The sequence below is a fragment of the Methylorubrum zatmanii genome (genome assembly GCF_014845115.1).
GTDB classification, from domain to species: Bacteria; Pseudomonadota; Alphaproteobacteria; order Rhizobiales; family Beijerinckiaceae; genus Methylobacterium; species Methylobacterium zatmanii.
The window spans coordinates 1-22,004 of sequence record NZ_NKUI01000194.1; the positions used below are offsets into that span (position 1 = coordinate 1).

Here is a 22,004-nt window from a genome sequence, read left to right on the forward strand (position 1 = left end):
GCTGGGGGCGGGAGCCGGCGGTGGCCCCGCTCGCAGCGGTCACGGGCACCCGCAGCGGGCGCGGCGCGGCCAATCCCCGGCGCCTGTTCCTCGTCGACTTCACCGGCGACGCCCTGTTCACGGCCGAGGGCGCGGTGGTCCCGCTCGAGACGGTGCTGATCGCGAGCCCCGGCCGGATCGTGGAGGGCGCCACCCGCTGGATCGCCCATCCGCAGCGCCGCACCGTGCGCGTCGCCTTCGAGCTCGATCCCGGCAGCGAGCGGGCCTGCGAGCTGCGCCTTGCCCTCAAGACCGGGGGACGGCCGATCACCGAAACGTGGCTGTACCGCTGGACGCCGTGACCGTTTCGCCCACCGGAGCGCCGATGCCCGAAACCGCCGACATCGCTTCCCGCGCGCCCCTCACGGAGGCGCGTCCCGTCCCCGCCGGGGAGGCGGCCGAATGCCGGCCCGCCCCGCCGCAGGCGCCTCCGGCGATGCCGCCCCGGGCGCCGCTGGCCATGCCGGTGCAGGACCTGCGCACCAAGCCCGTCGCCCGGCGCCAGGGCGGCGGCGGGCCGCTCGCGGCGCGCCTGTTCGTGTTCGGCGGGGCGGCCGCGCTCACCGCCTACGGCGCGGTGCAGATGTACGAGGTGATCTCGGTCTCCGGCGGCGCCACCTGGCTGCAATACGTGCTGCTGGTGCTGTTCGTGCTGAACTTCTCGTGGATCGCGCTCGCCTTCACCGCCGCGCTGCTCGGCTTCGCGGCGCTGCTGCGGCGGACGCGGCCGGCGCCGCTTCCGGCGACCCTGGCCAGCCGCACCGCCATCGTAATGCCGGTCTACAACGAGGGCAGCGCCCGGGTCTTCGCCGGCCTCCAGGCGATGCACGAGGAGGTGGCGGCGACAGGCCTCGGCCGGCATTTCGACTGGTTCGTGCTCTCGGATTCGACGCAAGCCGATGCCTGGATCGCCGAGGAGCGCGCCTTCCTGGCCCTGCGCGACGAACTCGGGGCGGAGGCCCGCCTCTATTACCGGCACCGCGAGAAGAACCATCACCGCAAGGCCGGCAACATCGCCGATTTCGTCACCGGCTGGGGCGCCGCCTACGACCACATGCTGGTGCTCGATGCCGACAGCCTGCTCACCGGCGCCTGCATCGTGCGGCTGGCCGCCGCGATGGAGGCCGACCCCGACGCGGGCATCATCCAGAGCCTGCCGCTCATCATCAACCGCAACACCCTGTTCGCCCGGCTCCAGCAATTCGCCGCGCGCATCTACGGGCCGGTCATCGCCACCGGCCTCTCGGTCTGGTCGGGCCGGGACGGCAATTACTGGGGCCACAACGCGATCATCCGCATGCGCGCCTTCGCCGAGGCCGCCGGCCTGCCGGACCTGAAGGGCCGCCCGCCCTTCGGCGGCCATATCCTCAGCCACGATTTCGTCGAGGCGGCGCTGATCCGCCGCGCCGGCTGGGGCGTGACCATGCTGCCGCGCCTGGAGGGCTCCTACGAGGAGAGCCCGCCCTCGTTGATCGACCTCGCCGTGCGCGACCGGCGCTGGGCCCAGGGCAACCTCCAGCATGCCCGCGTCATCGGCGCGGCCGGTCTCGCCCCGGCCTCGCGCCAGCACTTCGCCACCGGCATCGCCGGCTACGTCGCCTCGCCGCTCTGGCTCGCCCAGCTCGTGATCGGCATCGTCATCGTGCTGCAGACCGCCTGGGTGCGCCCGGAATATTTTTCGGCCGAGTTCGGCCTCTATCCGGTCTGGCCGCGCTTCGATCCCGTGCGCGCGCTCCAGCTGTTCGCGCTGACCATGGGCATCCTGCTCGCGCCGAAATTCTTAGGACTCATCCTGGCGCTCATCGACGGCGAGACGCGGCGGGCGAGCGGCGGAGCCGGCCGGCTGACGCTCTCCTTCCTGATCGAGATCCTGCTCTCGGCCCTGATCGCGCCGATCGCGATGCTGATCCAGTCGGGCTCGGTGTTCCAGATCCTGGCCGGGCGCGACACCGGCTGGAACCCGCAGCGGCGCGACGACGGCTCGATTCCGGTCGCGGACATCGTTCGCCGCCACCGCTGGCATACCGGCCTCGGCCTCGTCACCGGCATCGCGGCCTTCGCCATCGCCACCTCCCTGTTCCTGTGGATGTCGCCGACGATCCTCGGCCTCGTGCTGGCGATCCCGCTCTCCTGGGCGAGCGGCCAGCTCGCCCTCGGCCTCGCCCTGAAGAGCCGCGGCCTGCTGGTGACGCCGGAGGAGCAGGCCCCGCCCGCCATCGCCCGACGAGCCGGCGAGCTCGCCCGCCGCAACGCCGCGCGCGGCTTCGACGACACCGACGCGCTCCAGGCCCTCCACGCCGACGCGGCGCTCGCCCGCGCCCACGCGACGATGCTGCCCCAAGCCTCACCCCGGCCCCGCGGCAACATCGACACCGACCACACCCTGGCCCGCGCCAAGATCGTGGAGGCAGACACCCTCTCCGAGGCCCAGGCCTGGCTCGCCCCGAAGGAGCGCTTCGCCCTGCTGCACGACCGCGCCCTCCTCGATCAGCTCGCCCGCCTGCGGGCCGCCTGACCCGGCCGGGCACCCCGGTAGCGGCCCTCGAACGGGGCGGGGCAGCGAGGCCCGTCACGACAGGCGTTGACGCTGATCCCCGCGCAGCCATAGACAGAGCCAGCCGCAGGCCGCGTCCGCGCGACCCGCAGCGGCCTCAGGAAGGGTGGCCGAGTGGTTTAAGGCAGCGGTCTTGAAAACCGCCGTGGGGGCAACTCCACCGTGGGTTCGAATCCCACCCCTTCCGCCAGTTTTTTGATCTGCATGGCCATGCGTGGTTTTCCGGGCTGTCGAACCCGTTGAGGCATCACCCTATTTTCCCGTGACGTGGTCGCGCGAGGGTACGTCAGGACCGCCAAGGATACGCGTTGTGCTTGGGCACCCTCGTACCGAGGCTAGAGCTGCTACCGATCAGGTTGGATCGAAGGCATCGCCTCCTGCAGCGGCGAGGCAGTTGCGGCAGGCCTTTGGTTTGAGGCTGTCGAGGGCTGAGCGGATCGCCGCCTTCAGGTCGGGAAGCGTCCGAGCGGCAGCTTTGCGCAGATCGGCCTTCAGCTTGGCGAACACTTGATTGATAGAGTTGAAGTCGGGCGAGTCGGGCGGAAGTAGAGCAACTTGGCGCCCGCGGCCTGGATTGCTTCGCGTACACCCGCGCCCTTGTGAGCGCCGGGATTGTCCAAGATCGCCGTGTCGCCCGGCCTCAATGCTGGCACCAGAGTGTCGGTGACATAGGCCCGGAAGCGCTCGCCGTTGGTTGCTCCGTCGAAGAGGGCGGCAGCGACCACACCACCCGTGCGCAGGGCCGCGGTGACGGTCGTCGTCTTTCAATGACCGTGAGAGACAGCAAGACGGCAGCGCTCGCCGCGCGGCAAGCCGCTCACGCTGGTGGTGATGCCGCGTTCGGGCAAAAGGGCGCGCAGTTCCGACAGGGTGGGCGTCGGGCGCTCCAAACGCAGCTCGACGATCGACGCGGCCTGCACTTCGAGGGGCTGCGGGCGCCGGTCGCCGCCTTGCGGCTTGGCCGCCACCCGGGCTTCCCGTTCGAAGCTCTCCGGCCAGCGCATGGCGCTGGCCGGACTGGCCCCAAACCGCTCGGCCGCCTGACGGCGCGAGGCGGCTTCGGCCACAGCTTTCACGACGCGCTCACGCAGATCCGACGATAACGGTGCCGCCATCCATCCTCCTGTCGATCGCTGACAGGGAAGCGGATCGGACCCGGCGAGAACTCTCCACCGATTCAGGGCGGTCGGCAACAGCTCTAGTGGAACGCCTTAAACGCGATGATCGTCTCTGACTCTTTCACGCCTCTGAGCCGGAGCAGGAAGTCGTTCACGAACAGGCCGATATCGACATCGTTGTCCACGTGAAACTTGGCCAGGATGTCGAAGCGACCGGCCGTCGAATAGATCTCCGAGGCGATCTCCATCGCCAGGAGGGCATCGGAAACGGTGTAAGTCTGTCCGATCTCACATTTGATTTGGACGAAGAACGTCTTCATGCCGATCTCCCACGCCGTTCCCAATGTGCTGCCGCAGCCTCTGAGACACCAAGATCGCTGTCGCGATCAAGCCGACGGAGCGCTCGGCGGCGCCCCGTTCTATTTGGCCGGACGTATCTCTCAGTTGAAGTGCCCGACCCAGCGGACCGTGTAGCGCTGGCCTTCCGGGCGGTTCCGGGCACCAAATTCGTAAAAGGCGTTGAAGAAGAGGAAGTTGTCCTTGTTCACCGCGAGCAGGGCGCCAGGGCCGAGGGCGTAAACACGCTCCCGGCGGCCAGGAACGGCGATGCCGTTGGCGAGGGTATCGCTGATCTGCTGAAGCCAGTAGCCGTTGACGCCGAGCTTCAATTCCTTGGTCACGCTGTACTCGGAGGCGAAGTTGGCGTGGAGCGCCTGCCCGGCCTGCGTCGAGAATACGGTGGGGCCGAAGCCGATATTCGGGCGGTCGTTCGTCGCATTCCAGAGATAGTGGAAGCGTGCCGAGACCGTCCAATCCGGTGTCAGGAACAGCGTGCCTGCCACGTAGGGGTTGAAGGAGAAGAAGTTCGAGCCGGGATTGACCGCTGCGGTCGGATCGTACTTGCCGGTCGGCAGGATCATCTGAGCCTCGACGCGGCCCAGGAAGACCGGTCCCTTCTCGCCCATGATCGGATCGAACTGGATGAAAGGGCCGATCAAAATGTCGCCGATGCCCTGCTGCGCCTTCAGGGCCGCCCCGTTGAGGCCATCATCCGCGCTGGAAGCAGGGATCGCCGGGATGATGAGGTCGAGTCCCAGCGCGCCGGGGCCGATCTTGATCGGTGAGACGTAGAGCAACTGAGTTAGGCTGGCGAAGACTGTGATGTCCTGCTTGGGCAGACCGAGGCTGCGGCCGCGATTGTCCGTGAGGCGCCCGGCCGAATAGACTTGCAGATACTGAGTTGGATACCAGCCGGGTCCCGATGGCGGCGCGCCGTCGAGGAAGCTGGTGAAGCCGAGATTCAGGTTCGGCAGGTCGTAGGCTGCCGCTGGCCCCGAGATGCCGCAGGCGGCGAGGGCGACGGCCGCCCGCTTCGCGAAAGACCGGACCCAGCCCGGCACCCCCATTCCTCGTGTCGTCATGATGCCCCCTCGCGTAAAGTGAATGCGCCGCCGCCTCCTGGCCGCGCCGCGGATGGATGAGAGATCAGGCGCCCGGCACCGCGCCCGGCGGCAGGAAGTCGACCTCGCAGGCCGCGGAGCGGCGCACGACTTCTTCCGGGTCGGTAAGGTTGTGAAGGAGGTCGAACAGCTCCTTGAGCTTGCGACCTGGGCTCACCCAGAAGATCGCCCGGTTGGGCTTGTCAGTCTTATTGTAATAGGCGTGCGGCTTGCCCGCAGGCATGCAGACGAGATCACCCGCCTTCGCTTGCAACCATTGCCCATCGAGGTAGAGGTCGAACATGCCTTCGAGGACGTAGATAAACTCGTCCTGTGTGGGATGAATATGCGGCGGGACGAATGTTCCCGGCGGATCGAAGGTTTCGAAAGAGAAGGCGCTGTCGCAATTGGCCTTGAAATAGTAGGTGTGGCCGAGAACGTTCCAGACCGTTCCGTCGACGCCTTCCCCCGCCCTGGTGATTCCGGCGGGAAGCGGACCGATGTTGCTCATGATTTCCTCACTTTGCTGAATTTTTCGACACAAAGATAGCTTATCTTATGAGCTTATAAAGACGAATACTCAGTGCGCGGCCTCAAGTCTGCTATCCATTTGACGTCTGCGTTATCCATTTCACGCGGGAAACGGAGCTCGGCCCGCGACGGAGACTTGTGTAGGTTTTGTTGCAACAGGCATTCTTGCGCCTTGGGCCTGGACGATCGATTGGGCCATGGAAGACGAGAAGCCACGCGAGCCCCACGATCCTGTCGCCGCCGCTCCGCCGCTGGCGCGCTACACGCTCGTCGACACGCGCGACCCCGAGTTGGCGCGGGAACAGATCGGGCGGATCTTCTGTCCCCACGACCTGAATCCGGTCGGCCCCGGTGCGGCCGCCCTGTTCAAGGCCCGGCACCACTCGGCGGCCTGACGTTGAACTTCGTATCGTACGGGGCCGAGGTGGAGATCGATCCCGGCTGCCTCGACCGGTTCTTCCTGCTCCAGGTGCCGCTCGCCGGGTCCGCCCTCGTCCGGAACGGGACGCACGAGACCCTCGCGAATGTCGACCGCGCCACCCTGCTCTCGCCCGCCTTCCCGACGCGGATGGTGTGGGACGCGGGCTGCGAGAAGCTCATCGTCCTCGTGCCGCGTGGGCTTCTGGAGGAGCACGTCATCCGGGTGCTCGACCGGATCCCCCGCCCGTTCGAGTTCGATCCGGCCATCGATCTGCGGCGTCCGAGGGGGGCCGCGATCCGCTCCCAAGTCACGCTGCTGCAGCATCTCGCGGAGAGCCGCGACCGGCCGTCCGCGGGCACCGATGTGTTCGAGCGGGAACTGGCCTCGGCCTTCGTCACACTGCTCGTCGGGCACATGCTCGAACGGGGTGGCGGGACGTCGCTGCCGCAATCCCAGCGCGTCTCGGTGGCGCCCGCGCATGTCCGGCGGGCGGAGGAGTACATTCGGGCCCATCTCGATTCCGCTCTGACCTTGCCGCATCTCGCCGAGAAGTCCGGAAGCAGCATGCGCTCGCTTCAGGAGGGCTTCCGGCAGTTCCGCGAGAGCACGATTTCCGACTTCATCCTGGCCCAGCGGCTCGACCGCTGGCGGACGCTGATCCTCGCCTCCGATGCGGATGCGAAGGTGGGCGACCTCGCCCTGTGTGTCGGGCTCAACCATCTCGGCCGGGCGGCGGCGGCCTATCGCGCCCGCTTCGGCGAAGCGCCCTCGCAGACGCTTCGCCACCGCCACCGTTGAGGGGCGGGTTCAGGCCGCGCGCGACGTCTCCACGGACTTCAGGGCCGTGGGACGGGGCGCGGCCTCCGCCCGGTAGACCGGCGCGCGGGCGAGGAGGTCTGCGTAGACGGGCGGGCGGAGAGGCGCGAACACCGCGGTGACGGGGTTCGCCTCGCGGGTCGGCACGCCGATATCGGCCAGCAGGCTCGCGAAGTGGTGGTTGTGATAGGGGGCGATGCAGAGCCCGCCATAGCCCTTCGCGGAGGGCCGCTCGGCCTGGCGCCACGTCCGCAGGCGGGAGATGTCCCGCTCCATCTCCGCGCGGGTCGGCGGGTGGGCAAGTTGGCCGTCCATGTAGCGCACCAGCCAGTTCGCACCGAGTTCGGCGGACAGGTTGGTGGCGAAGCTGGAATTAAAGCCGACGAAGCCGAGATCGGGCAGGTCGGGATTCACTACCCAGCGATAGAGCCGGTACTGGCCGTCCGCATCGATGAGCTTGGCCCGGTCGGTGGCGTCGAGCACCGGCACGTCCTGGCGCCAGCCGGTAGCCATGACCACCAGATCGGCCGGGACCTTCCGGCCAGTGGTGAGGACAGCCTGCGACCCCTCGTAGGAGGCGATGGTGCCCTGGATCGCGGTGATCTTGCCCTCCGTCACCAGCTTGTAGAAGCCGGGCGTCTCCACCGCGAGGTTGCAGTGGATGTCGTCCTCGATCCGGGTCTTGGGCCGGAGCCCGTTCTTGTTGAGCTTGAACTGGCGCGTCAGCAGCGTCTCCAGCCCCCGCCAGTTCGCCCAGATCAGCGGGGTGGCGAGCTTCTGCGCGATGCGGCGCACCGGGCCCGCATTGTAGGGCAGGAACATCGATTCCGCCGCGCGGCAGTAGAGGATCCGCTTGAAGTTGATCAGGCCGCCGAAGAAATACGGAATCTTCCAGGTCGGCTCCAAGAAGACCAACGTCACGGCGCTCGCCCCGTGCTTTACGGCGCTGACGGCGACGTCGGTGGCGGATTTCGAGTAGCCCAACACCACGATCCGCTTGCCGCGTACCGATTCTGCGTCGTTGTGCTCGCTCGAATGCAGGATCGTCCCGCCATTGGCGCGGAACGCGTCGGCGCCGGGATGGGCGGGCTTGTTCATGTGGCTGAACTGGCCGGTGCAGATGGCGACGAAGTCGTAGCTCTGCGTGCTCGCCGCCCCGTCCTGACCTTTCGTCGTCACGTCCCAGCCGAGACCGGTGCGCTTCTTCAGCCCCGTCACCGACTGGCCGTAGCGAATGAGCGGGATCAGGCCGAACCGCTCGGCGTAGCTCCGCAGATAAGCGAAGACCTGCCCGCCCGACGGCCATTCCGGATAGGCCGTCGGCATCGGCAACTCGCTGAAGGCGTAGATGTCCTTGGGCGTCTGCGTCTTCACATCGGGATAGGAGCGGGAGGGCTCCCACACGCCGCCGAGATCTGGGCCGCGCTCCAGCACCGTGACGTGGTGTCCGCGCTCGCGGAACGCCTTGGCGGCGGCGAGGCCGCTGATACCCGAGCCGATGACGCACACATTGCGCTGCGTGATCATGATGCTGTCTCCTTCACGGGCGCCTCGTTCGAAGCGCATCTTCCATGCAGGAAATTTCACGTCAGCCGCTTTGGCGAGCTATCCCGAACACGATCCAACTATCCGGATCGCGCATCAATGTGACGGAGACTTCGGAAAACTTCGAGATATCGAGGCATCTATCCTTTCGCGGCGATGTTGCGCCACAAAAACCGAATGTGCATATGCAATATATTGAGCACTTTGCTCGCAGGGCGGGCAGGTCCTGCCTGTGAAACGGGCCCCCGAAAAACGGGCGCGAAACGTCGGAAGCCCGGCCTTGGTGAGGGCCGGGCTTCCGTGCGTCGATCCGATTCGGGCGGGAGGCGAGGGGGCGCCGGCCTCAGCAGGCGGCGGCGACGGCTTTGGCCAGCGTGCCATCCGGTTCGCGCAAGGACAGGGCTATGTCGAAGTGGTTGTAGTTCGGCATCGCGATGGCACGCCCCGCGTGACCGGCCGATGTCCAGGCTTCGAGATAGGCCGCGGTCTGCGCCTTGAAGGCGTCGCTCTCCAGGCCGCCGACGGAAGCGAGGAGGTGCGCCTGCGACCGCTCGGGAATCAGGTACAGCGGGCTGTTGCGCCGGGCGGCCTCCCAGTCGAGGTTCATCCAGCCGTTGATGTGGGTATGGATCAGCGGTTCGAGATCCATCAGCCCCGAGAGGAGCAGCGCCGAGGCGATGGCATCCTCGGGCAGGCCGAACCGCTGCTGCCATCCTCCGGCGAGCAGCATCCCCCCGAGATGCCCCCCGGCGGAGGAGCCGCCGATATGGAGGCGGCGGCCCGAGAGGCCGAAGCGGGCCGCATGGGCGTGGAGCCACGCCAGGGCCGCGCGGGTCTGGCGCACGATCTCGTCGAGAGGGACCGCCGGGGCGAGGGAATAGTTCAGCACCGCCACCGAGATGCCTTTCGGCACCAGCCCGAGGGCAGGGAAGGCGTTGTCGTCCTTCGAGAGGGCGCGCCAGTATCCGCCGTGGATCCAGAGGAACAGGGGGCTGCCCGGCCCGGCCGGGTAGAGGTCGAGGGTCTCGTCGGAGGCAGAGTCGTAGGCAAGGTCGGCCACCCGCTCCAGGTGGGACCGGGCCTCGGCACTCGCCGCCACGTAGCGGGCATATTCGGCCTCGAAGCTCGGGACGCTCGCCCGGGCATTGTATTCACGGTCCAGCCACTCGCGTTCGGCGGGATTCATGGTCCTACTCCGGGATCACGGCGGTCGCCTCGATCTCGACGAGGGCGGGCGGCTCGACAAGACGGACCACCTGCAGAAGGGCCATGGCCGGGAAGTGCTGGCCGAACACGTCGCGATAGACCCCGCCGAGGTCGCGCCGGGCCTCGAGATAGGCGTCCATGTCGGTGACGTACCATGTCAGCCGCACGAGGTGGTGCGGCTCGGCGCCCGCCTCGGCCAGGATCGCGCGGATGTTGCGGAGCGCCTGATGGACCTGGGCCACGAACCCCTCGGGGAATCGCTCGCGCTCATCCCAGCCGACGACGCCCCCGGTGACGACGAGCCGCCCGGAGGCGGCCATGCCGTTGGCGTAGCCGCGCGGCGCGGGCCATCCGGCGGGCTGGAGCACGGCGGCGGGCCGGCTCGCTGTCTCGAACATCGCGTTCATGGGAGGTCTCCGGTTCCGGGAGGATGAGGCTGCGCGTCGCGGTAGCGTTCAGCCGCCGCACGCAGGTCGTCGGGAAGGGGGATCGCACCGCGCGCCGCGAGCGATGTGGTGACGATGACGAGGCGGGCGGCGAAGACCGGCTCCTCGACACGGAAGGCCGTCAGCCCCAGGGCGAGGGAGGCCCCGCCGATGCGCGCGATCCGCACGAACGCGTCGAGGTGGTCGCCCCAAAAGCCGGGGCTGACGAAATCCGCCTCCGCATGGGCGTAGCCGAGGCCGATGCCGCGATCCTGGTGGAAGCCCCGGTAATCGAGGCCCAGCGCCTCGCCGAACCAGTCCTCGACCACGCCGTTCATCAGGTCGAACCAGCGCGGGAAGTAGACGATCCCGGCCGGGTCGCAATGCGAGAAGCGAACGCGCACGGGCGCGCGGAACAGCCCCGCCTGCGCCGCCCGCGCGGGCGGGCCAGATCGGGGCGGGGCGGTGTTCACGCCGAGGCTGCCAGGCTCTGCGGCGCGGGCGCGGGCGCGCCCACGGCCACGGCCTCGGCCGCATGACGGCGCAACGCGAAACGCTGGATCTTGCCCGAGGCCGTCTTCGGCAGGCTCGTCACGAACTCGATGGCGCGCGGATACTTGTATGGCGCGATCTCGGCCTTCACGAAATCCTGGAGCGCCTTGGCGAAGGCGGCATCCGCCGCCGCGCCGGGGGCGGGGACGACATAGGCCTTCACGATGATGCCGCGGTCAGGATCGGGCGCACCGACCACGCCGCATTCGAGCACCCCCGGGTGGCGCAGTAGCGCCGCCTCCACCTCAGGCCCCGAGATGTTGTAGCCGGAGGAGACGATCATGTCGTCGCAGCGGGCTTGGTACCAGAAGTACCCCTCCTCATCCATGACGTAGCTGTCGCCCGGGTAATTCCAGCCATCCTTGACGTAGGTGGTCTGGCGCGAATCGCCGAGGTAGCGACAGCCGGTCGGCCCGCGCACGGCGAGGCGTCCGACTGTGCCGGGGGGCACCTCTTTGCCGTGCTCGTCCACCACCCGCGCCTCGTAGCCCGGCACCGGGCGACCGGTCGCGCCGGGGCGCACCTCGTCCTCCGGGGAGGCGAGGTAGATATGCAGCATCTCGGTGCCGCCGATCCCGTCGAGCAGCGTCAGGCCGGTGGCGGCCTTCCAGTTGTCGAAGGTGGCCCGGTTCAGCGATTCGCCCGCCGAGATGCAGCGGCGCAGCGACGAGAGATCGTAGGCTGCAAGCTTACCGAGCATGGCGCGATAAGCCGTCGGCGCGGTGAAGCAGACGGTCGCCCGCTCGCGCCCGATCGCTTGGGCCAGTTCCTCAGGCCCGGCCTTTTCCAGCACCACCGCCGAGCCGCCGACGCGCATCGGGAACAGGATGATCGCGAGGCCGAAGGTGAAGGCGAAGGGCGCCGAGCCGATGAAGCGGTCCTCCGGCCCCGCGCGCACCACGTGCCGGGCATAGGTGTCGCAGATCGCGAGCATGTCGCGGTGGAAATGCATCGCCCCCTTGGGCTCGCCGGTCGTGCCCGAGGTGAAGGCGATCAGGCAGACGTCGTCGGCGGCCGTGTCGGCGGCGGTGAAGGCGGGGCTCTCCGCCTCCATCAGCGCTTCGAGGGAGCCGGGGCCGCCGCCCCAGTAGACGACCTCCTCCAGGCCGGGCGCATGGGCGCGGGCCCCCTCCATCTCCGCCGACAGGCGCCGGTCGCAGAGGGCGATGCGGATCCGCGCCTTGTTCAGCGGATAGGCGATCTCCCGCGCCCGCAGCAGCGGCATGGTGGCGACGACGATCCCGCCCGCTTTGATGACGGCCAAGTAGGTCGCCACCATCATCGGCGTATTGCCCGAGCGCAGGAGCACCCGGTTGCCGGGCTTCAGCCCGAGGCGGTGCACCAGCACGTTGGCGATGCGGTTCACCCACTCGAACAACTGCCGATAGGTGAGCGATTCGTGCTCGCCGATCAGACAGAGGGCATGGCCGCGACCCTCCGCGATCCAGCGGTCCAGGAAATGCGTGACGCAGTTCAGGCGGCGCGGATAGCGCAATTCCGGCAGGGCGAAGATCAGCTCCGGCCACGTGTCGCGGGCCGGGAGGTGTTCGCGGGCGAAGGTGTCGACGTCGTTGTCGGGCTCGGACGGCGCATCCACGATGAGGCCCTCGCATTCCAGAGTCGGGCCGGCGAGGCGAGCTGCACGCGCCGGAATGATTTAGGCTTAAAGCATATTGCTGCACAACGCAAGATGTTTTAAGCCTGAAACATATCGACGGCCAATCGTGGCCGACGCAGCTTCAGGAGGATGCGATGGGTGGGGTCGCCAGCGGGCACACGGATCGTGACAGGGCGCTGCGGATCGCGATCGTCGGCGCAGGCCCGGCAGGCCTGTACCTGTCCATCCTCGTGAAGAAGCGTTTCCCGAAGGCGGCCATCACGGCCTACGAGCGCAACCGGGAGAACGACACGTTCGGCTTCGGCGTGGTGTTCTCCGATGCCACCCTCGACATCTTCGAGCGCTACGATCCCGAGAGCTACGCCCGCATCACCGAGGAATTCGCGTACTGGGACGACATCGCCATCCACGTGAAGGACGCGGTCCACCGGATCGGTGGCAACGGTTTCTGCGGCTGCGCCCGCGCCACGCTGCTAACCATCCTTCAGGAGCGGGCCCGCTCCCTCGGCGTCGAGATGATCTTCCAGACCGAGGCCGATGCCGAGGCTTTCGAGGATCACGACCTCGTCGTGGTCGCCGACGGCATCAACAGCGCCTACCGGCAGCGCCACACCGAGCATTTTGGCACAAGCGTTGATCTGCGCCCGAACCGGTTCACCTGGATGGGCTCGACCAAGCCGCTCGACGCCTTCACCTTCCTGTTCCGCGAGACGGAATGGGGGCCGTTCATCGCCCACGCCTACCAGTACGAGCGCGGGCGCTCGACCTGGGTGTTCGAGACCGACCCTGACACGTTCGAGCGGGCGGGCCTCGGGCAGCTCGACGAGGCGGGCTCGGCCGCGCTGATGAAGTCGATCTTCAGCGACATCCTCGGCGATCATCCGGTGCTCACCAACCGCTCGATCTGGCGGCAATTCCCGATGATCCGCAACGCCCGGTGGGTGCGCGGCAACCGGGTGCTGCTGGGCGACGCCAAGGCCACCGCGCACTTCTCCATCGGCTCGGGCACGAAGCTCGCCATGGAGGACGCCATCGCCCTCTACGAGGCACTGGTGGCGGAAGCGGAAGTTCCGGCGGCCCTCGACCGGTTCGAGAAGGGGCGGCGCGAGGAGGTAGAAAAAATCCAGCACGCCGCCGACGTCTCGCTCGTCTGGTTCGAGCACGTGGCGCGCTATCTCGACTTTGAACCGGTGCAGTTCGCCTTCGGGGCGATGACCCGCGCCAAGGCCATCACCTACGACAACCTGCGCCTGCGGGCCCCCGGCTTCGTGGCGCAGATGGACCGCGCCTTCGCCGAGGGCGTCCGGAGGGAGGGCTTCGACGTCTCCCTCGACAAGCCCGCCGCGCCGATGTTCCAGCCGCTGCGCTTGCGCGAGATGGTGGTACCGAACCGCGTGGCGATGTCCCCGATGTGCCTGTACGCGGCCACCGAGGGCGTGCCGAACGACTTCCACCTCGTCCATTACGGCTCGCGGGCCATCGGCGGCCCCGGCCTGATGTTCACCGAGATGACCTGCGTCTCGCGCGATGCGCGCATCACGCCGGGCTGTGCCGGGTTGTGGAACGACGCGCAGGAGACGGCGTGGCGCCGGATCGTGGATTTCGTCCACGCCAACGCCGCCACCAAGTTCTGCCTCCAGCTCGGCCATGCCGGCCGGAAAGGTGCGACCAAGCGAATGTGGGAGGGCATCGACCGGCCGCTCGAATCGGGCGGCTGGGAGGTGATGTCGGCCTCAGCGCTCCCGTATTTTCCCGACAGCACCGTGCCGCGTGAGATGACCCGCGCCGACATGGACGCGGTCATCGCGGATTTCGTCGCCGCCACCCGGCGGGCCGAGCGCGCCGGTTTCGACATGCTGGAACTGCACTGCGCCCACGGCTACCTGCTCGCGAGCTTCCTCTCGCCGCTGACCAACCACCGCAGCGATGTCTATGGCGGCAGCGTCGAGAACCGTTTGCGCTTCCCGCTGGAGGTGTTCACGGCGATGCGGGCGGCCTGGCCCGCTGAACGGCCGATGTCGGTGCGCGTCTCCGCCACCGACTGGGCCGAGGGCGGGCTGACGCCGGAGGATTCGGTGGCGATCGCCGCCGCCTTCCGCGAGGCGGGGGTCGATCTCGTCGATGTCTCCACAGGCCAGACGGACCCGGTCTCGCGCCCGCTCTATGGCCGCATGTTCCAGACGCCCTTTGCCGAGCGCATCCGCAACGAAGCGGGGACGGCGACCATATGCGTCGGCAACATCACGACACCGGACCAGATCAACACGATCCTGGCGGCGGGACGGGCCGACATCGTGGCGCTGGGCCGTCCGCATCTCGCCGATCCCGGCTTCACCCTGCGGGCGGCGGCTTGGTACGGGGCCAAGGACATCCACTGCCCGCCGCAATACGCGCCGGGCAAGGACCAGATCTTCCGCAACTCCGTGCGGGATCGCGCCGATCTCGACGATCTCAAGCTGCGGGGTCGTCCGAAGACGCGGGCCGAATTGCGCGCGCAGGCGGAGGAGGCGGCCTCGTGAGCGGGAGCGCGAGCCCCGGCATTTGCGTTGGCCCGAGAAATCGGGCTGATGGCGCCGCGAACGACGCCTTCGGGCGCAAGGCCGGGATCTGCGATTTGGGCGAGACGGGCGAGGGACGGAATTCGCGCACGGCCGTGCGGGCGTGGCTTCGCCTCCTCACCTGCACCACGCTGATCGAGAACGAGATCCGCTCCCGCCTGCGCGAGCAGTTCGACTTCACCCTGCCGCGCTTCGATCTCCTCGCCCAACTCGACAAGGCCGAGGACGGGCTCGTCCTCGGGGAAGCCTCCAAGCTCCTGATGGTCTCGGCCGGGAACGTCACGGCGGTGGTCGAGAAGCTGCTCGCCAGCGGCTACATCACCCGGCAGCCCTCGCCCACGGATCGCCGGGTGCAGATCATCCGCCTGACCCATGCGGGCCGCGCCGCCTTCCGCACCATGGCGGAGGCACATAACGGCTGGGTCGAGGAGCTGTTCGGCGGCCTCTCCGACGAGGAGATCGCCGGGTTGACCGGCCATCTGGCCCAGTTGAAACGCTCGGCACAGGGGCGCATCGAGCCCCGCGAGCCCGCCCGGCGGCATGGATCGAAGGACATGGGCCGAGGGGCAAGGGCCGCGATTAGGCCGAAGCCTCCGGGATAGGCCGGGACCGCCCCTCGGCATCGAGGGCGACCGAGACGAACAACGCCTCCACCACGGGCCGCCGCTCGCCGCCGGCCGGCGACCCCGCGAACCCGTCGAGCTTGAGCCGCATCGAACTGCGGCCGACCGATTCGACCCGACCGTAGACGGAGAATTCCTCGCCGACCTTGAGGGCGGCGAGGAAGCGCAGGTTCTCGACCGCGACCGTGGCGCAGGCGCCCTGGGCCCGCCGCATCCCGAGAAGACCCGCCGCCTTGTCGAGCTCGGCCATGATCCATCCGCCGAACACGCCGCCGTTGAGGTTGGCCTCGGATGGCAGGGTTAGGGTGCGCAGGAGCGGCGGCGCGGCATTCGGTGACGGGTCCATCGTTCATCCCTCGGGCCGGAACATCGGGCAGGCCGCGAGCGTAAGCGGCCCTCTGGCCCGGCACAAGCTTCAAGCTTGAAATTTATCTTGACACACCCCGCGAGGTGCTGTCCCTTACGATCAAATTTCAAGCCTGAAGCAAATGCCGGCTGGGCCACGGGAGGACACGGTGTCGGACATCCGCCTGCATCTATTCCAGACCGGAAGCCTGGTGTGCCGCCGCCAGGACATCTTCCTCAACGAGGGGATGGGCGAGCCGTTCGAGATCCCGGTTCCCTGGTACCTGATCACCCATCCGAGCGGCCACGTGGTGATCGACGGCGGCTTTCCCGCCATCTGCGCCACCGATGCGGAGGGGCATTGGGGGCCGGCCGCGGAGGTGTTCGTCCCGCGCGTCCGACCGGGGGAGGATTGCGCCGCGCAGATGCGCGCGGCGGGTTTCGATCCGGCGGATGTGCGCACAATCCTCCTGTCGCATCTCCACCTCGACCATACCGGCGCGATCGGCGCCTTCCCGAATGCCCGCCACGTCGTACAGCGCGAGGCCCTCGCCTACGCGCTGGCACCGGACTGGTTCTGCGCCGGGGCCTTCGTCCGGGCCGATTTCGACCGGCCCGGCCTCGACTGGCTGCTGCTCGACGAGGCGTGGGGCGACTTCTTCGACCTCTACGGGGATGGAGCGATCACCTGCATCCGCTCCCCCGGCCACACGGTCGGGCACCAATCCTTCCTCGTGCGGACCGCACGCGGCGCGACCCTGCTGGCGGTCGATGCCGCCGACACGATGGACCATTGGCACGACCGGGCCCTGCCCGGCGCCGTCACCTCCGTGACCGAAGCCGTGCGCTCCGTCGCCAAGCTCCGCGCCGTGGCCGAGCGGGCGCAGGCCCGGATCGTCCCCGGCCACGACCCGGCGCTCTGGCCGACCCTCGATCAGGCCCCCGCTTTCTACTGACCCGCGACACCGGAGACAGGCCATGAAGCTGCTGCGATACGGAGAGCCCGGCGCCGAGCGCCCCGGCCTCCTCGACGCCGGGGGTCGCATCCGCGACCTCCGGGACATCGTGCCCGACATCGCCGGGCCGTTCCTCTCGGACGAAAGCCTCGACCGTCTGCGCGCCCTCGATCCCGAACGCCTGCCCCTGGTGGAGGGCACGCCCCGCATCGGCGCCTGCGTCAACGCCATCGGAAAGTTCATCTGCGTCGGCCTGAACTACGCCGACCACGCCGCCGAGACCGGCAAGGCCCCGCCCGAAGAGCCGGTGCTGTTCATGAAGGCGACGAGCGCGGTCTGCGGCCCGAACGACGCCGTCGAGATCCCGCGCGGCTCCGTGAAGACCGATTGGGAGGTGGAGCTCGGCGTGGTGATCGGCCGCCGCGCCAAGCATGTCCCGCAAGCCGACGCGCTCGATTATGTGGCCGGATACTGCGTCGTGAACGACGTGTCCGAGCGCGCCTTCCAATCCGAGCGCGGCGGGCAATGGACCAAGGGCAAGAGCGCCGACACGTTCGGCCCCCTCGGCCCCTGGCTCGTCACGCGGGACCAGGTCCCGGATCCGCAGGCCCTGGGCCTCTGGCTCGAGGTCGACGGCACCCGCCGCCAGACCGGCACCACCGCCCGGATGATCTTCGGCGTCGCCGAACTCGTCAGCTACATCAGCGGGTTCATGACGCTCCATCCCGGCGACGTCATCGCCACGGGCACGCCCCCCGGCGTCGGCCTCGGCCAGAAGCCGCCGGTCTTCCTGCGCCCCGGCCAGACCATGCGGCTCGGCATCGACGGACTCGGCGAGCAGCATCAGGCCGTGATCCAGGGAGAGTGAGATGAGCGCCTTCTCCGACCTCGCGGGCAAGGCCGCGATCATCACCGGCGGCAGCCGGGGGCAGGGGGCCGCGCAGGCCCGCCTGCTGGCGCAATCCGGAGTCGCCGTCACGATCTGCGACGTGCTGGCCGACGAGGGCGAGACCTACGCCGCCGCCCTGCGTGACGAGGGTCTGGAGGCGCGCTTCCTGACAGCCGACGTCACCGCGCCGGAGGGCTGGGACCGCCTCGTGGCGGCTTCACTCGATTGGCGGGGGCGCCTCGACATCCTCGTCAACAATGCGGGCATCATCAACCGCACCGGCGTGGCGGCGACCGGCCTCGAGGCCTGGAACCGCGTGCTCGCCGTGAACCTCACGGGCGCCTTCCTCGGCATCCAAGCCGCCGCCCCCGCGATGCGCGAATCCGGCGGCGGCAGCATCGTCAACATCGCCTCGAACTCGGCCTTCTCGGGCCATGCCGACCCCGCTTACACGGCGAGCAAATGGGGCCTGCGCGGCCTCACCAAGACGGCGGCGATGGAGCTCGTGGGCGACAGCATCCGCGTCAACGCGGTCTGCCCCGGCCTCGTGGTGACCGGCCTCAACAGGGACTCGCCCCACCTCGCTCCGATGATCGGCATGACGCCGATGGGCCGCCCCGGCGAGCCCGACGAGGTCGCCCGCCTCGTCCGCTTTCTGGCGAGCGCCGAGGCCAGCTTCATCACCGGCGAGGATTTCGTGATCGACGGCGGCTTCACGGCCGGGGCCGCCTACCGCCGTGTCGCCGTCGAGACCGGCCTTCTGTGACCCTTTTCGGGGGAAAGAGCATCATGTCCGAGACCGTGAAGCCCGTCGTCACCCGCGCGGGCGAGGAGGATACCCGCACCGGCCAGTCCGGCGGCGCCCTGCGCATCTCCGGCGTCAGCCCGCAGCACACGCCCGCGACGCGGATCTGGTACGGCAAGGTCAGCAACAAACCCGGCTATCGCTCCCTGCCGCATCACCACGGCGAGGCCGAGACCGGCGGCTACGTGCTGAAAGGCAAGGCCCGGATCTATTTCGGACCGGATTACGCCGAGTTCGTCGACATGAAGGAGGGCGACTTCGTGTTCGTGCCGCCCTTCATGCCGCATGTGGAGGTGAACATGAGCACCACCGAAGAGCTCGTCTGGCTCACCGCGCGGACGCCCGAGAACATCGTGGTGAACCTCGACGACGTGCCGGATGCGAGCCTCGCGGGCTTCGTCCGCGCGAGCGCCTGACATGGCCGCCCTCGCAGCGCGTCACGCCGTCGTCACCGGCGGCGCCCGCGGTATCGGCCGCGCCATCGCCGCGCGGCTGACCCGCGAGGGCGCCACGGTGACGGTCCTCGGCCGCAATGCCGAGGCGCTGGAGCGCGCCGTCGCCGAGGGCGCCGCCCACCACGCCGTCCCGGTCGACGTGACGGACGAGACGGCGGTGGCGCAGGCCTTCGCCGCCCTCGCGGCGCGGGCGCCGGTCGACATCCTCGTGGCCAATGCCGGGGCGGCGGAATCCGCCCCCTTCGGCCGCAGCGACGCGGCGTTGTTCCAACGGATGCTCGACGTGAACCTATTCGGCGCCGTCCACGCCGCGCAGGCGGTGCTGCCGGGCATGACGGAGCGGGGCTTCGGCCGCATCGTCGCCATCGCATCGACCGCCGCTCAGAAAGGTTACCCCTACGTCTCCGCCTATTGCGCGGCCAAGCACGCCGTCGTCGGTCTCGTCCGGTCGCTGGCCCAGGAGACGGCCCGCACGGGCATTACCGTCAACGCGGTCTGCCCCGGCTTCACCGACACCGACATCGTCGGCGACAGCCTGGAGCGGATCGTGGCAACGACGGGCCGGGACCGGGACGCGGCTCTCGCTTCCCTGGTGCGCCACAACCCCCAGGGCCGCCTCGTCCAACCCGAAGAAGTGGCCGATGCGGTCGCCTGGCTCTGTGGCGCGTCCGCAACCGCCATCACCGGTCAGACTATCGCCGTGGCGGGGGGAGAGGTGTAATGGAGTTTCGTCCGCGGATGGCCGCGGTGTGCGACCGTCTCCTTTGAAGGCGACGCGTTAACGGCCTTGACGGCTGGTTTGGGCGCCAATCAGCCTCTCCGCCTTCGATCGCGTATATAATTTTTCTCCGAAGCGCATGCTCGCGCCCACAGGCTTGACCGCAGAGAGCCGCCTTGTGCTGGCATTACGGCCTCTTCCGTGAGCTATGAGGCAGGGCTGAGCATGCTACAGTGCGGCGCTACAGTCCTGCACCATAATCGAAGCCAAAATATTGATTTATCATATAAATCTATATTGTCTCGAGATGTCCTACCCCTCTCGCCATCCTTGCCGAAATCGTTGTTCTGCGAACGGCTGACCGCCAAACGCCGCCGATTTCCCTTCAGAGCATCTCTTCGAGCCGCGCTGCCTGGACCGAGGCGACAGGTTTTATCCATTGAGCATTGCCTTCGTAGGGCAGTTGTCCTAATCCCTATTAGGTCATGCGTCCTACAGCGCGATCGGCGGCTTTCTGCCTCGGCGCCATGGCCATGACCATGGAGGCGCGATATGGGGGCAAGCCAGACCCGCCAGCAGATCGTGGATACTGCCGACCGGCTGTTCTACGAGCACGGCTTCGAGGCGACATCGTTTGCCGATATCGCCAAGGAAGTCGGGCTGTCGCGCGGCAATTTCTATTATCACTTCAAGACCAAGGACGAGATTCTCGACGCGGTGATCGCGCAGCGCATGTCGAACACGCGCGCCCTGCTCGCAGCCTGGGAACAGGATGCGGCTGCGCCTGCGGACCGTATCCTGAGCTTCGTCCACATCCTCATCGCCAACCGAGCCAAGATCATGGCGCGTGGTTGTCCGGTCGGCACGCTGTGCAATGAGCTGGCCAAGCTCGATCATGCCGCCAAGAATGACGCCGCCGGTCTGTTTTCCCTGTTCCGCGACTGGCTTGTCAGGCAATTCGCAGCGCTCGGTCGTGAAGCTGATGCCGACGCGCTGGCGCTCCACATCCTGATGCGCAGCCAGGGCGTCGCGGCGCTTGCGACCGCCTTCTGCGACGAGGATTTCATCCGCCGTGAGGTGGCGGACATGGAGGCGTGGTTTCACGCACAATGCCCGCCCCCGTCTTTCCCCGTTTCTGACAACCGTCCGATGGAGCCACCATGTTCGTGATCACCCTTCGCTTTGCCGACAAGACCAAAGCCCCGCAGCTCATGGACGGGCACAATGCCTGGATCAAACGGGGATTCGACGACGGCGTCTTCCTGGTGGCCGGCAGTCTCCAGCCGAACGCCGGCGGTGCGATCCTCGCGCATAACGCCTCGCCGGAGGCGATCGAAGCGCGCGTGCAGGACGACCCCTTCGTTGCCGAGGGCGTGGTCAGCGCCGAAGTCATCGCCATTGCGCCAAGCCGCACCGATGGGCGGCTTGCTTTCCTGAAAGGCTGAGCCGTGAGCGTCACAATAGCCGGTCCGGACGGGCACCATCGCTGTCGCTGGTGTGCGGCGGCCCCTGAATTCCTCGCCTACCACGATACCGAATGGGGTTTTCCGGTCGATGACGATCACCGCCTGTTCGAGAAGCTGTGCCTCGAAGGATTCCAGTCAGGCCTGAGCTGGCGTACAATTCTCGCAAAGCGCGAAAACTTTCGCGCCGCGTTTCACACGTTCGACTTCGACCGCATCGCAGATTTCACCGACGCGGATGTCGATCGCCTGCTGAGCGATGCCGGTCTCGTGCGTCATCGCGGTAAGATCGAGGCGGTCATCAACAATGCGAAACGGGCGCAGGAACTGGTGAGGCAGGAAGGCTTGCTGGCCGCCTATGTCTGGCGCTTCGAGCCGACGCCGGATGAACTGGCCGCCCCGCAAACGGCCTCGACTTCGGCCGCCTCTCTCGCACTATCGAAAGACCTGAAGAAGCGAGGCTGGGCGTTCGTCGGCCCGACTACGGTTTATGCTTTCATGCAGGCCATGGGCCTCATCAACGATCATGTGGAGGGATGCATCATCCGGGAACAGGCGGCAAACGCCAGAACACCATTCATGCGAACAGCATAGCTTGAAAGGCAAGCTATGCCCGCCGCGGGCCGTGCGACAGCCGATGAAACCCGCAAAACCTCGAATACATTAATGATTATTCAACATATTACCATCCCATAGCGCTCATTTTTGCCGGGTACTAGCCGTCAACTAACTTCCAAGTTTTTGTCACGGCGAAAAGCGCTGGATTTCAGAGGGGTGCGGGCACCTGTACGGTCGGCGGCTCTCTCATCCCCAATCCGGTTGATCCCTTCGGAATGACGGATTTGGGTTCGCTCTAACGCCGCGCGGGCTTGCCGGTACGCAACCCGCTCCGATCAAGTCCCGCCCGAGCTAGAGCCGTGCCCGTTCA

23 protein-coding genes, 1 tRNA gene and 1 pseudogene are annotated in these 22,004 nt (G+C 67.8%); 15 read left to right on the forward strand and 10 right to left on the reverse strand.

All coding sequences use genetic code 11. The features are described from left to right. From MZTS_RS20480 to MZTS_RS20490, 3 genes are all read left to right on the forward strand, one after another. Positions 1-341: glucan biosynthesis protein (locus tag MZTS_RS20480; RefSeq protein ID WP_192285225.1), on the forward strand; the 341-nt coding region annotated here is incomplete at its 5' end. Between the two features lie 23 nt (positions 342-364). Then, positions 365-2,554 carry a glucans biosynthesis glucosyltransferase MdoH gene (gene mdoH / locus MZTS_RS20485; protein WP_192285226.1) on the forward strand — a complete coding sequence of 730 codons (2,190 nt, stop codon included), beginning with the start codon at positions 365-367 and terminating at the stop codon, positions 2,552-2,554. Positions 2,555-2,693: 139 nt separating this feature from the next. After that, positions 2,694-2,783, forward strand: a tRNA-Ser gene (locus MZTS_RS20490). A 161-nt stretch (positions 2,784-2,944) separates the two neighbouring features. On the opposite strand, the pseudogene MZTS_RS20495 reads toward MZTS_RS20490, so the two are convergent. The 4 genes and pseudogenes from MZTS_RS20495 to MZTS_RS20510 form a co-directional block, all read right to left on the reverse strand. Further along, positions 2,945-3,708 (reverse strand): annotated as a pseudogene (locus MZTS_RS20495) (transposase). A gap of 83 nt (positions 3,709-3,791) precedes the next feature. Beyond that, on the reverse strand, positions 3,792-4,031 hold the full coding sequence (locus MZTS_RS20500) for an Lrp/AsnC ligand binding domain-containing protein (protein WP_009865068.1): 240 nt from the start codon (positions 4,029-4,031) through the stop codon (positions 3,792-3,794). 120 nt (positions 4,032-4,151) lie between these two features. Continuing rightward, positions 4,152-5,132: a SphA family protein gene (locus MZTS_RS20505; protein WP_210329391.1), complete on the reverse strand. Its 981-nt coding sequence runs from the start codon at positions 5,130-5,132 to the stop codon at positions 4,152-4,154. Positions 5,133-5,196: 64 nt separating this feature from the next. Further along, entirely contained in the window at positions 5,197-5,661 is a 465-nt protein-coding gene (locus MZTS_RS20510; RefSeq protein WP_009862822.1) for a cupin domain-containing protein, read from the reverse strand. Between the two features lie 217 nt (positions 5,662-5,878). Between MZTS_RS20510 and MZTS_RS20515 the strand changes: the two genes are divergently transcribed. Then, a complete protein-coding gene (locus MZTS_RS20515) occupies positions 5,879-6,076 on the forward strand; it encodes a hypothetical protein (protein WP_192285227.1) in 198 nt (65 codons plus the stop codon). A 2-nt stretch (positions 6,077-6,078) separates the two neighbouring features. After that, the gene (locus MZTS_RS20520) at positions 6,079-6,900 is read left to right on the forward strand and encodes an AraC-like ligand-binding domain-containing protein (RefSeq protein WP_192285228.1); all 822 of its coding nucleotides are present in this window, start codon (positions 6,079-6,081) and stop codon (positions 6,898-6,900) included. A 9-nt stretch (positions 6,901-6,909) separates the two neighbouring features. Here the strand turns inward: MZTS_RS20520 and MZTS_RS20525 are convergent, their stop codons facing one another. The 5 genes from MZTS_RS20525 to MZTS_RS20545 form a co-directional block, all read right to left on the reverse strand. Beyond that, positions 6,910-8,445 carry a flavin-containing monooxygenase gene (locus MZTS_RS20525; RefSeq protein ID WP_192285229.1) on the reverse strand — a complete coding sequence of 512 codons (1,536 nt, stop codon included), beginning with the start codon at positions 8,443-8,445 and terminating at the stop codon, positions 6,910-6,912. A 361-nt stretch (positions 8,446-8,806) separates the two neighbouring features. Continuing rightward, a complete protein-coding gene (locus MZTS_RS20530; protein ID WP_192285230.1) occupies positions 8,807-9,649 on the reverse strand; it encodes an alpha/beta hydrolase in 843 nt (280 codons plus the stop codon). Between the two features lie 4 nt (positions 9,650-9,653). Next, complete coding sequence (locus tag MZTS_RS20535; protein ID WP_009863761.1) at positions 9,654-10,076, reverse strand: RidA family protein; 423 nt, start codon at positions 10,074-10,076, stop codon at positions 9,654-9,656. Continuing rightward, entirely contained in the window at positions 10,073-10,567 is a 495-nt protein-coding gene (locus MZTS_RS20540) for an acyl-CoA thioesterase (RefSeq protein ID WP_192285231.1), read from the reverse strand. The genes MZTS_RS20535 and MZTS_RS20540 overlap by 4 nt, the downstream gene beginning before the upstream one ends. Then, positions 10,564-12,243, reverse strand: a complete 1,680-nt coding sequence (locus tag MZTS_RS20545; protein ID WP_343068816.1) for a benzoate-CoA ligase family protein — start codon at positions 12,241-12,243, stop codon at positions 10,564-10,566. Before MZTS_RS20545 ends, MZTS_RS20540 begins: the two co-directional genes overlap by 4 nt. Before the next feature lie 197 nt (positions 12,244-12,440). Here MZTS_RS20545 and MZTS_RS20550 point away from each other — a divergent pair, with 197 nt between their 5' ends. After that, on the forward strand, positions 12,441-14,783 hold the full coding sequence (locus tag MZTS_RS20550; RefSeq protein WP_192285239.1) for a bifunctional salicylyl-CoA 5-hydroxylase/oxidoreductase: 2,343 nt from the start codon (positions 12,441-12,443) through the stop codon (positions 14,781-14,783). 134 nt (positions 14,784-14,917) lie between these two features. Continuing rightward, positions 14,918-15,424, forward strand: coding sequence for a MarR family transcriptional regulator (locus tag MZTS_RS20555; protein WP_192285232.1), 507 nt, complete (start codon positions 14,918-14,920; stop codon positions 15,422-15,424). On the opposite strand, the gene MZTS_RS20560 is transcribed toward MZTS_RS20555, so the two are convergent. Further along, entirely contained in the window at positions 15,402-15,791 is a 390-nt protein-coding gene (locus MZTS_RS20560; RefSeq protein WP_009864413.1) for an acyl-CoA thioesterase, read from the reverse strand. The two genes, MZTS_RS20555 and MZTS_RS20560, sit on opposite strands and share 23 nt — an antisense overlap. Positions 15,792-15,960: 169 nt before the next feature. Between MZTS_RS20560 and attM the strand changes: the two genes are divergently transcribed. The 8 genes from attM (at position 15,961) to MZTS_RS20600 (ending at position 21,670) form a co-directional block, all read left to right on the forward strand. Continuing rightward, a complete protein-coding gene (gene attM / locus MZTS_RS20565; protein ID WP_192285233.1) occupies positions 15,961-16,746 on the forward strand; it encodes an AttM family quorum-quenching N-acyl homoserine lactonase in 786 nt (261 codons plus the stop codon). 22 nt (positions 16,747-16,768) lie between these two features. After that, positions 16,769-17,614: a fumarylacetoacetate hydrolase family protein gene (locus MZTS_RS20570; RefSeq protein WP_192285234.1), complete on the forward strand. Its 846-nt coding sequence runs from the start codon at positions 16,769-16,771 to the stop codon at positions 17,612-17,614. A 1-nt stretch (position 17,615) separates the two neighbouring features. Continuing rightward, positions 17,616-18,401: an SDR family NAD(P)-dependent oxidoreductase gene (locus MZTS_RS20575; protein WP_192285235.1), complete on the forward strand. Its 786-nt coding sequence runs from the start codon at positions 17,616-17,618 to the stop codon at positions 18,399-18,401. A gap of 23 nt (positions 18,402-18,424) precedes the next feature. Then, positions 18,425-18,856, forward strand: a complete 432-nt coding sequence (locus MZTS_RS20580; RefSeq protein ID WP_192285236.1) for a cupin domain-containing protein — start codon at positions 18,425-18,427, stop codon at positions 18,854-18,856. Position 18,857: 1 nt separating this feature from the next. Beyond that, the gene (locus MZTS_RS20585; protein ID WP_009861484.1) at positions 18,858-19,616 is read left to right on the forward strand and encodes an SDR family NAD(P)-dependent oxidoreductase; all 759 of its coding nucleotides are present in this window, start codon (positions 18,858-18,860) and stop codon (positions 19,614-19,616) included. A gap of 549 nt (positions 19,617-20,165) precedes the next feature. Then, positions 20,166-20,783 (forward strand): TetR/AcrR family transcriptional regulator, encoded by a 618-nt coding sequence (locus tag MZTS_RS20590; protein WP_009865853.1) that lies wholly within the window; start codon positions 20,166-20,168, stop codon positions 20,781-20,783. Further along, positions 20,774-21,058, forward strand: a complete 285-nt coding sequence (locus MZTS_RS20595; RefSeq protein WP_009865854.1) for a YciI family protein — start codon at positions 20,774-20,776, stop codon at positions 21,056-21,058. The genes MZTS_RS20590 and MZTS_RS20595 overlap by 10 nt, the downstream gene beginning before the upstream one ends. A gap of 3 nt (positions 21,059-21,061) precedes the next feature. Next, complete coding sequence (locus MZTS_RS20600) at positions 21,062-21,670, forward strand: DNA-3-methyladenine glycosylase I (RefSeq protein ID WP_009865855.1); 609 nt, start codon at positions 21,062-21,064, stop codon at positions 21,668-21,670. The last annotated feature ends 334 nt before the right edge of the window (positions 21,671-22,004 follow it).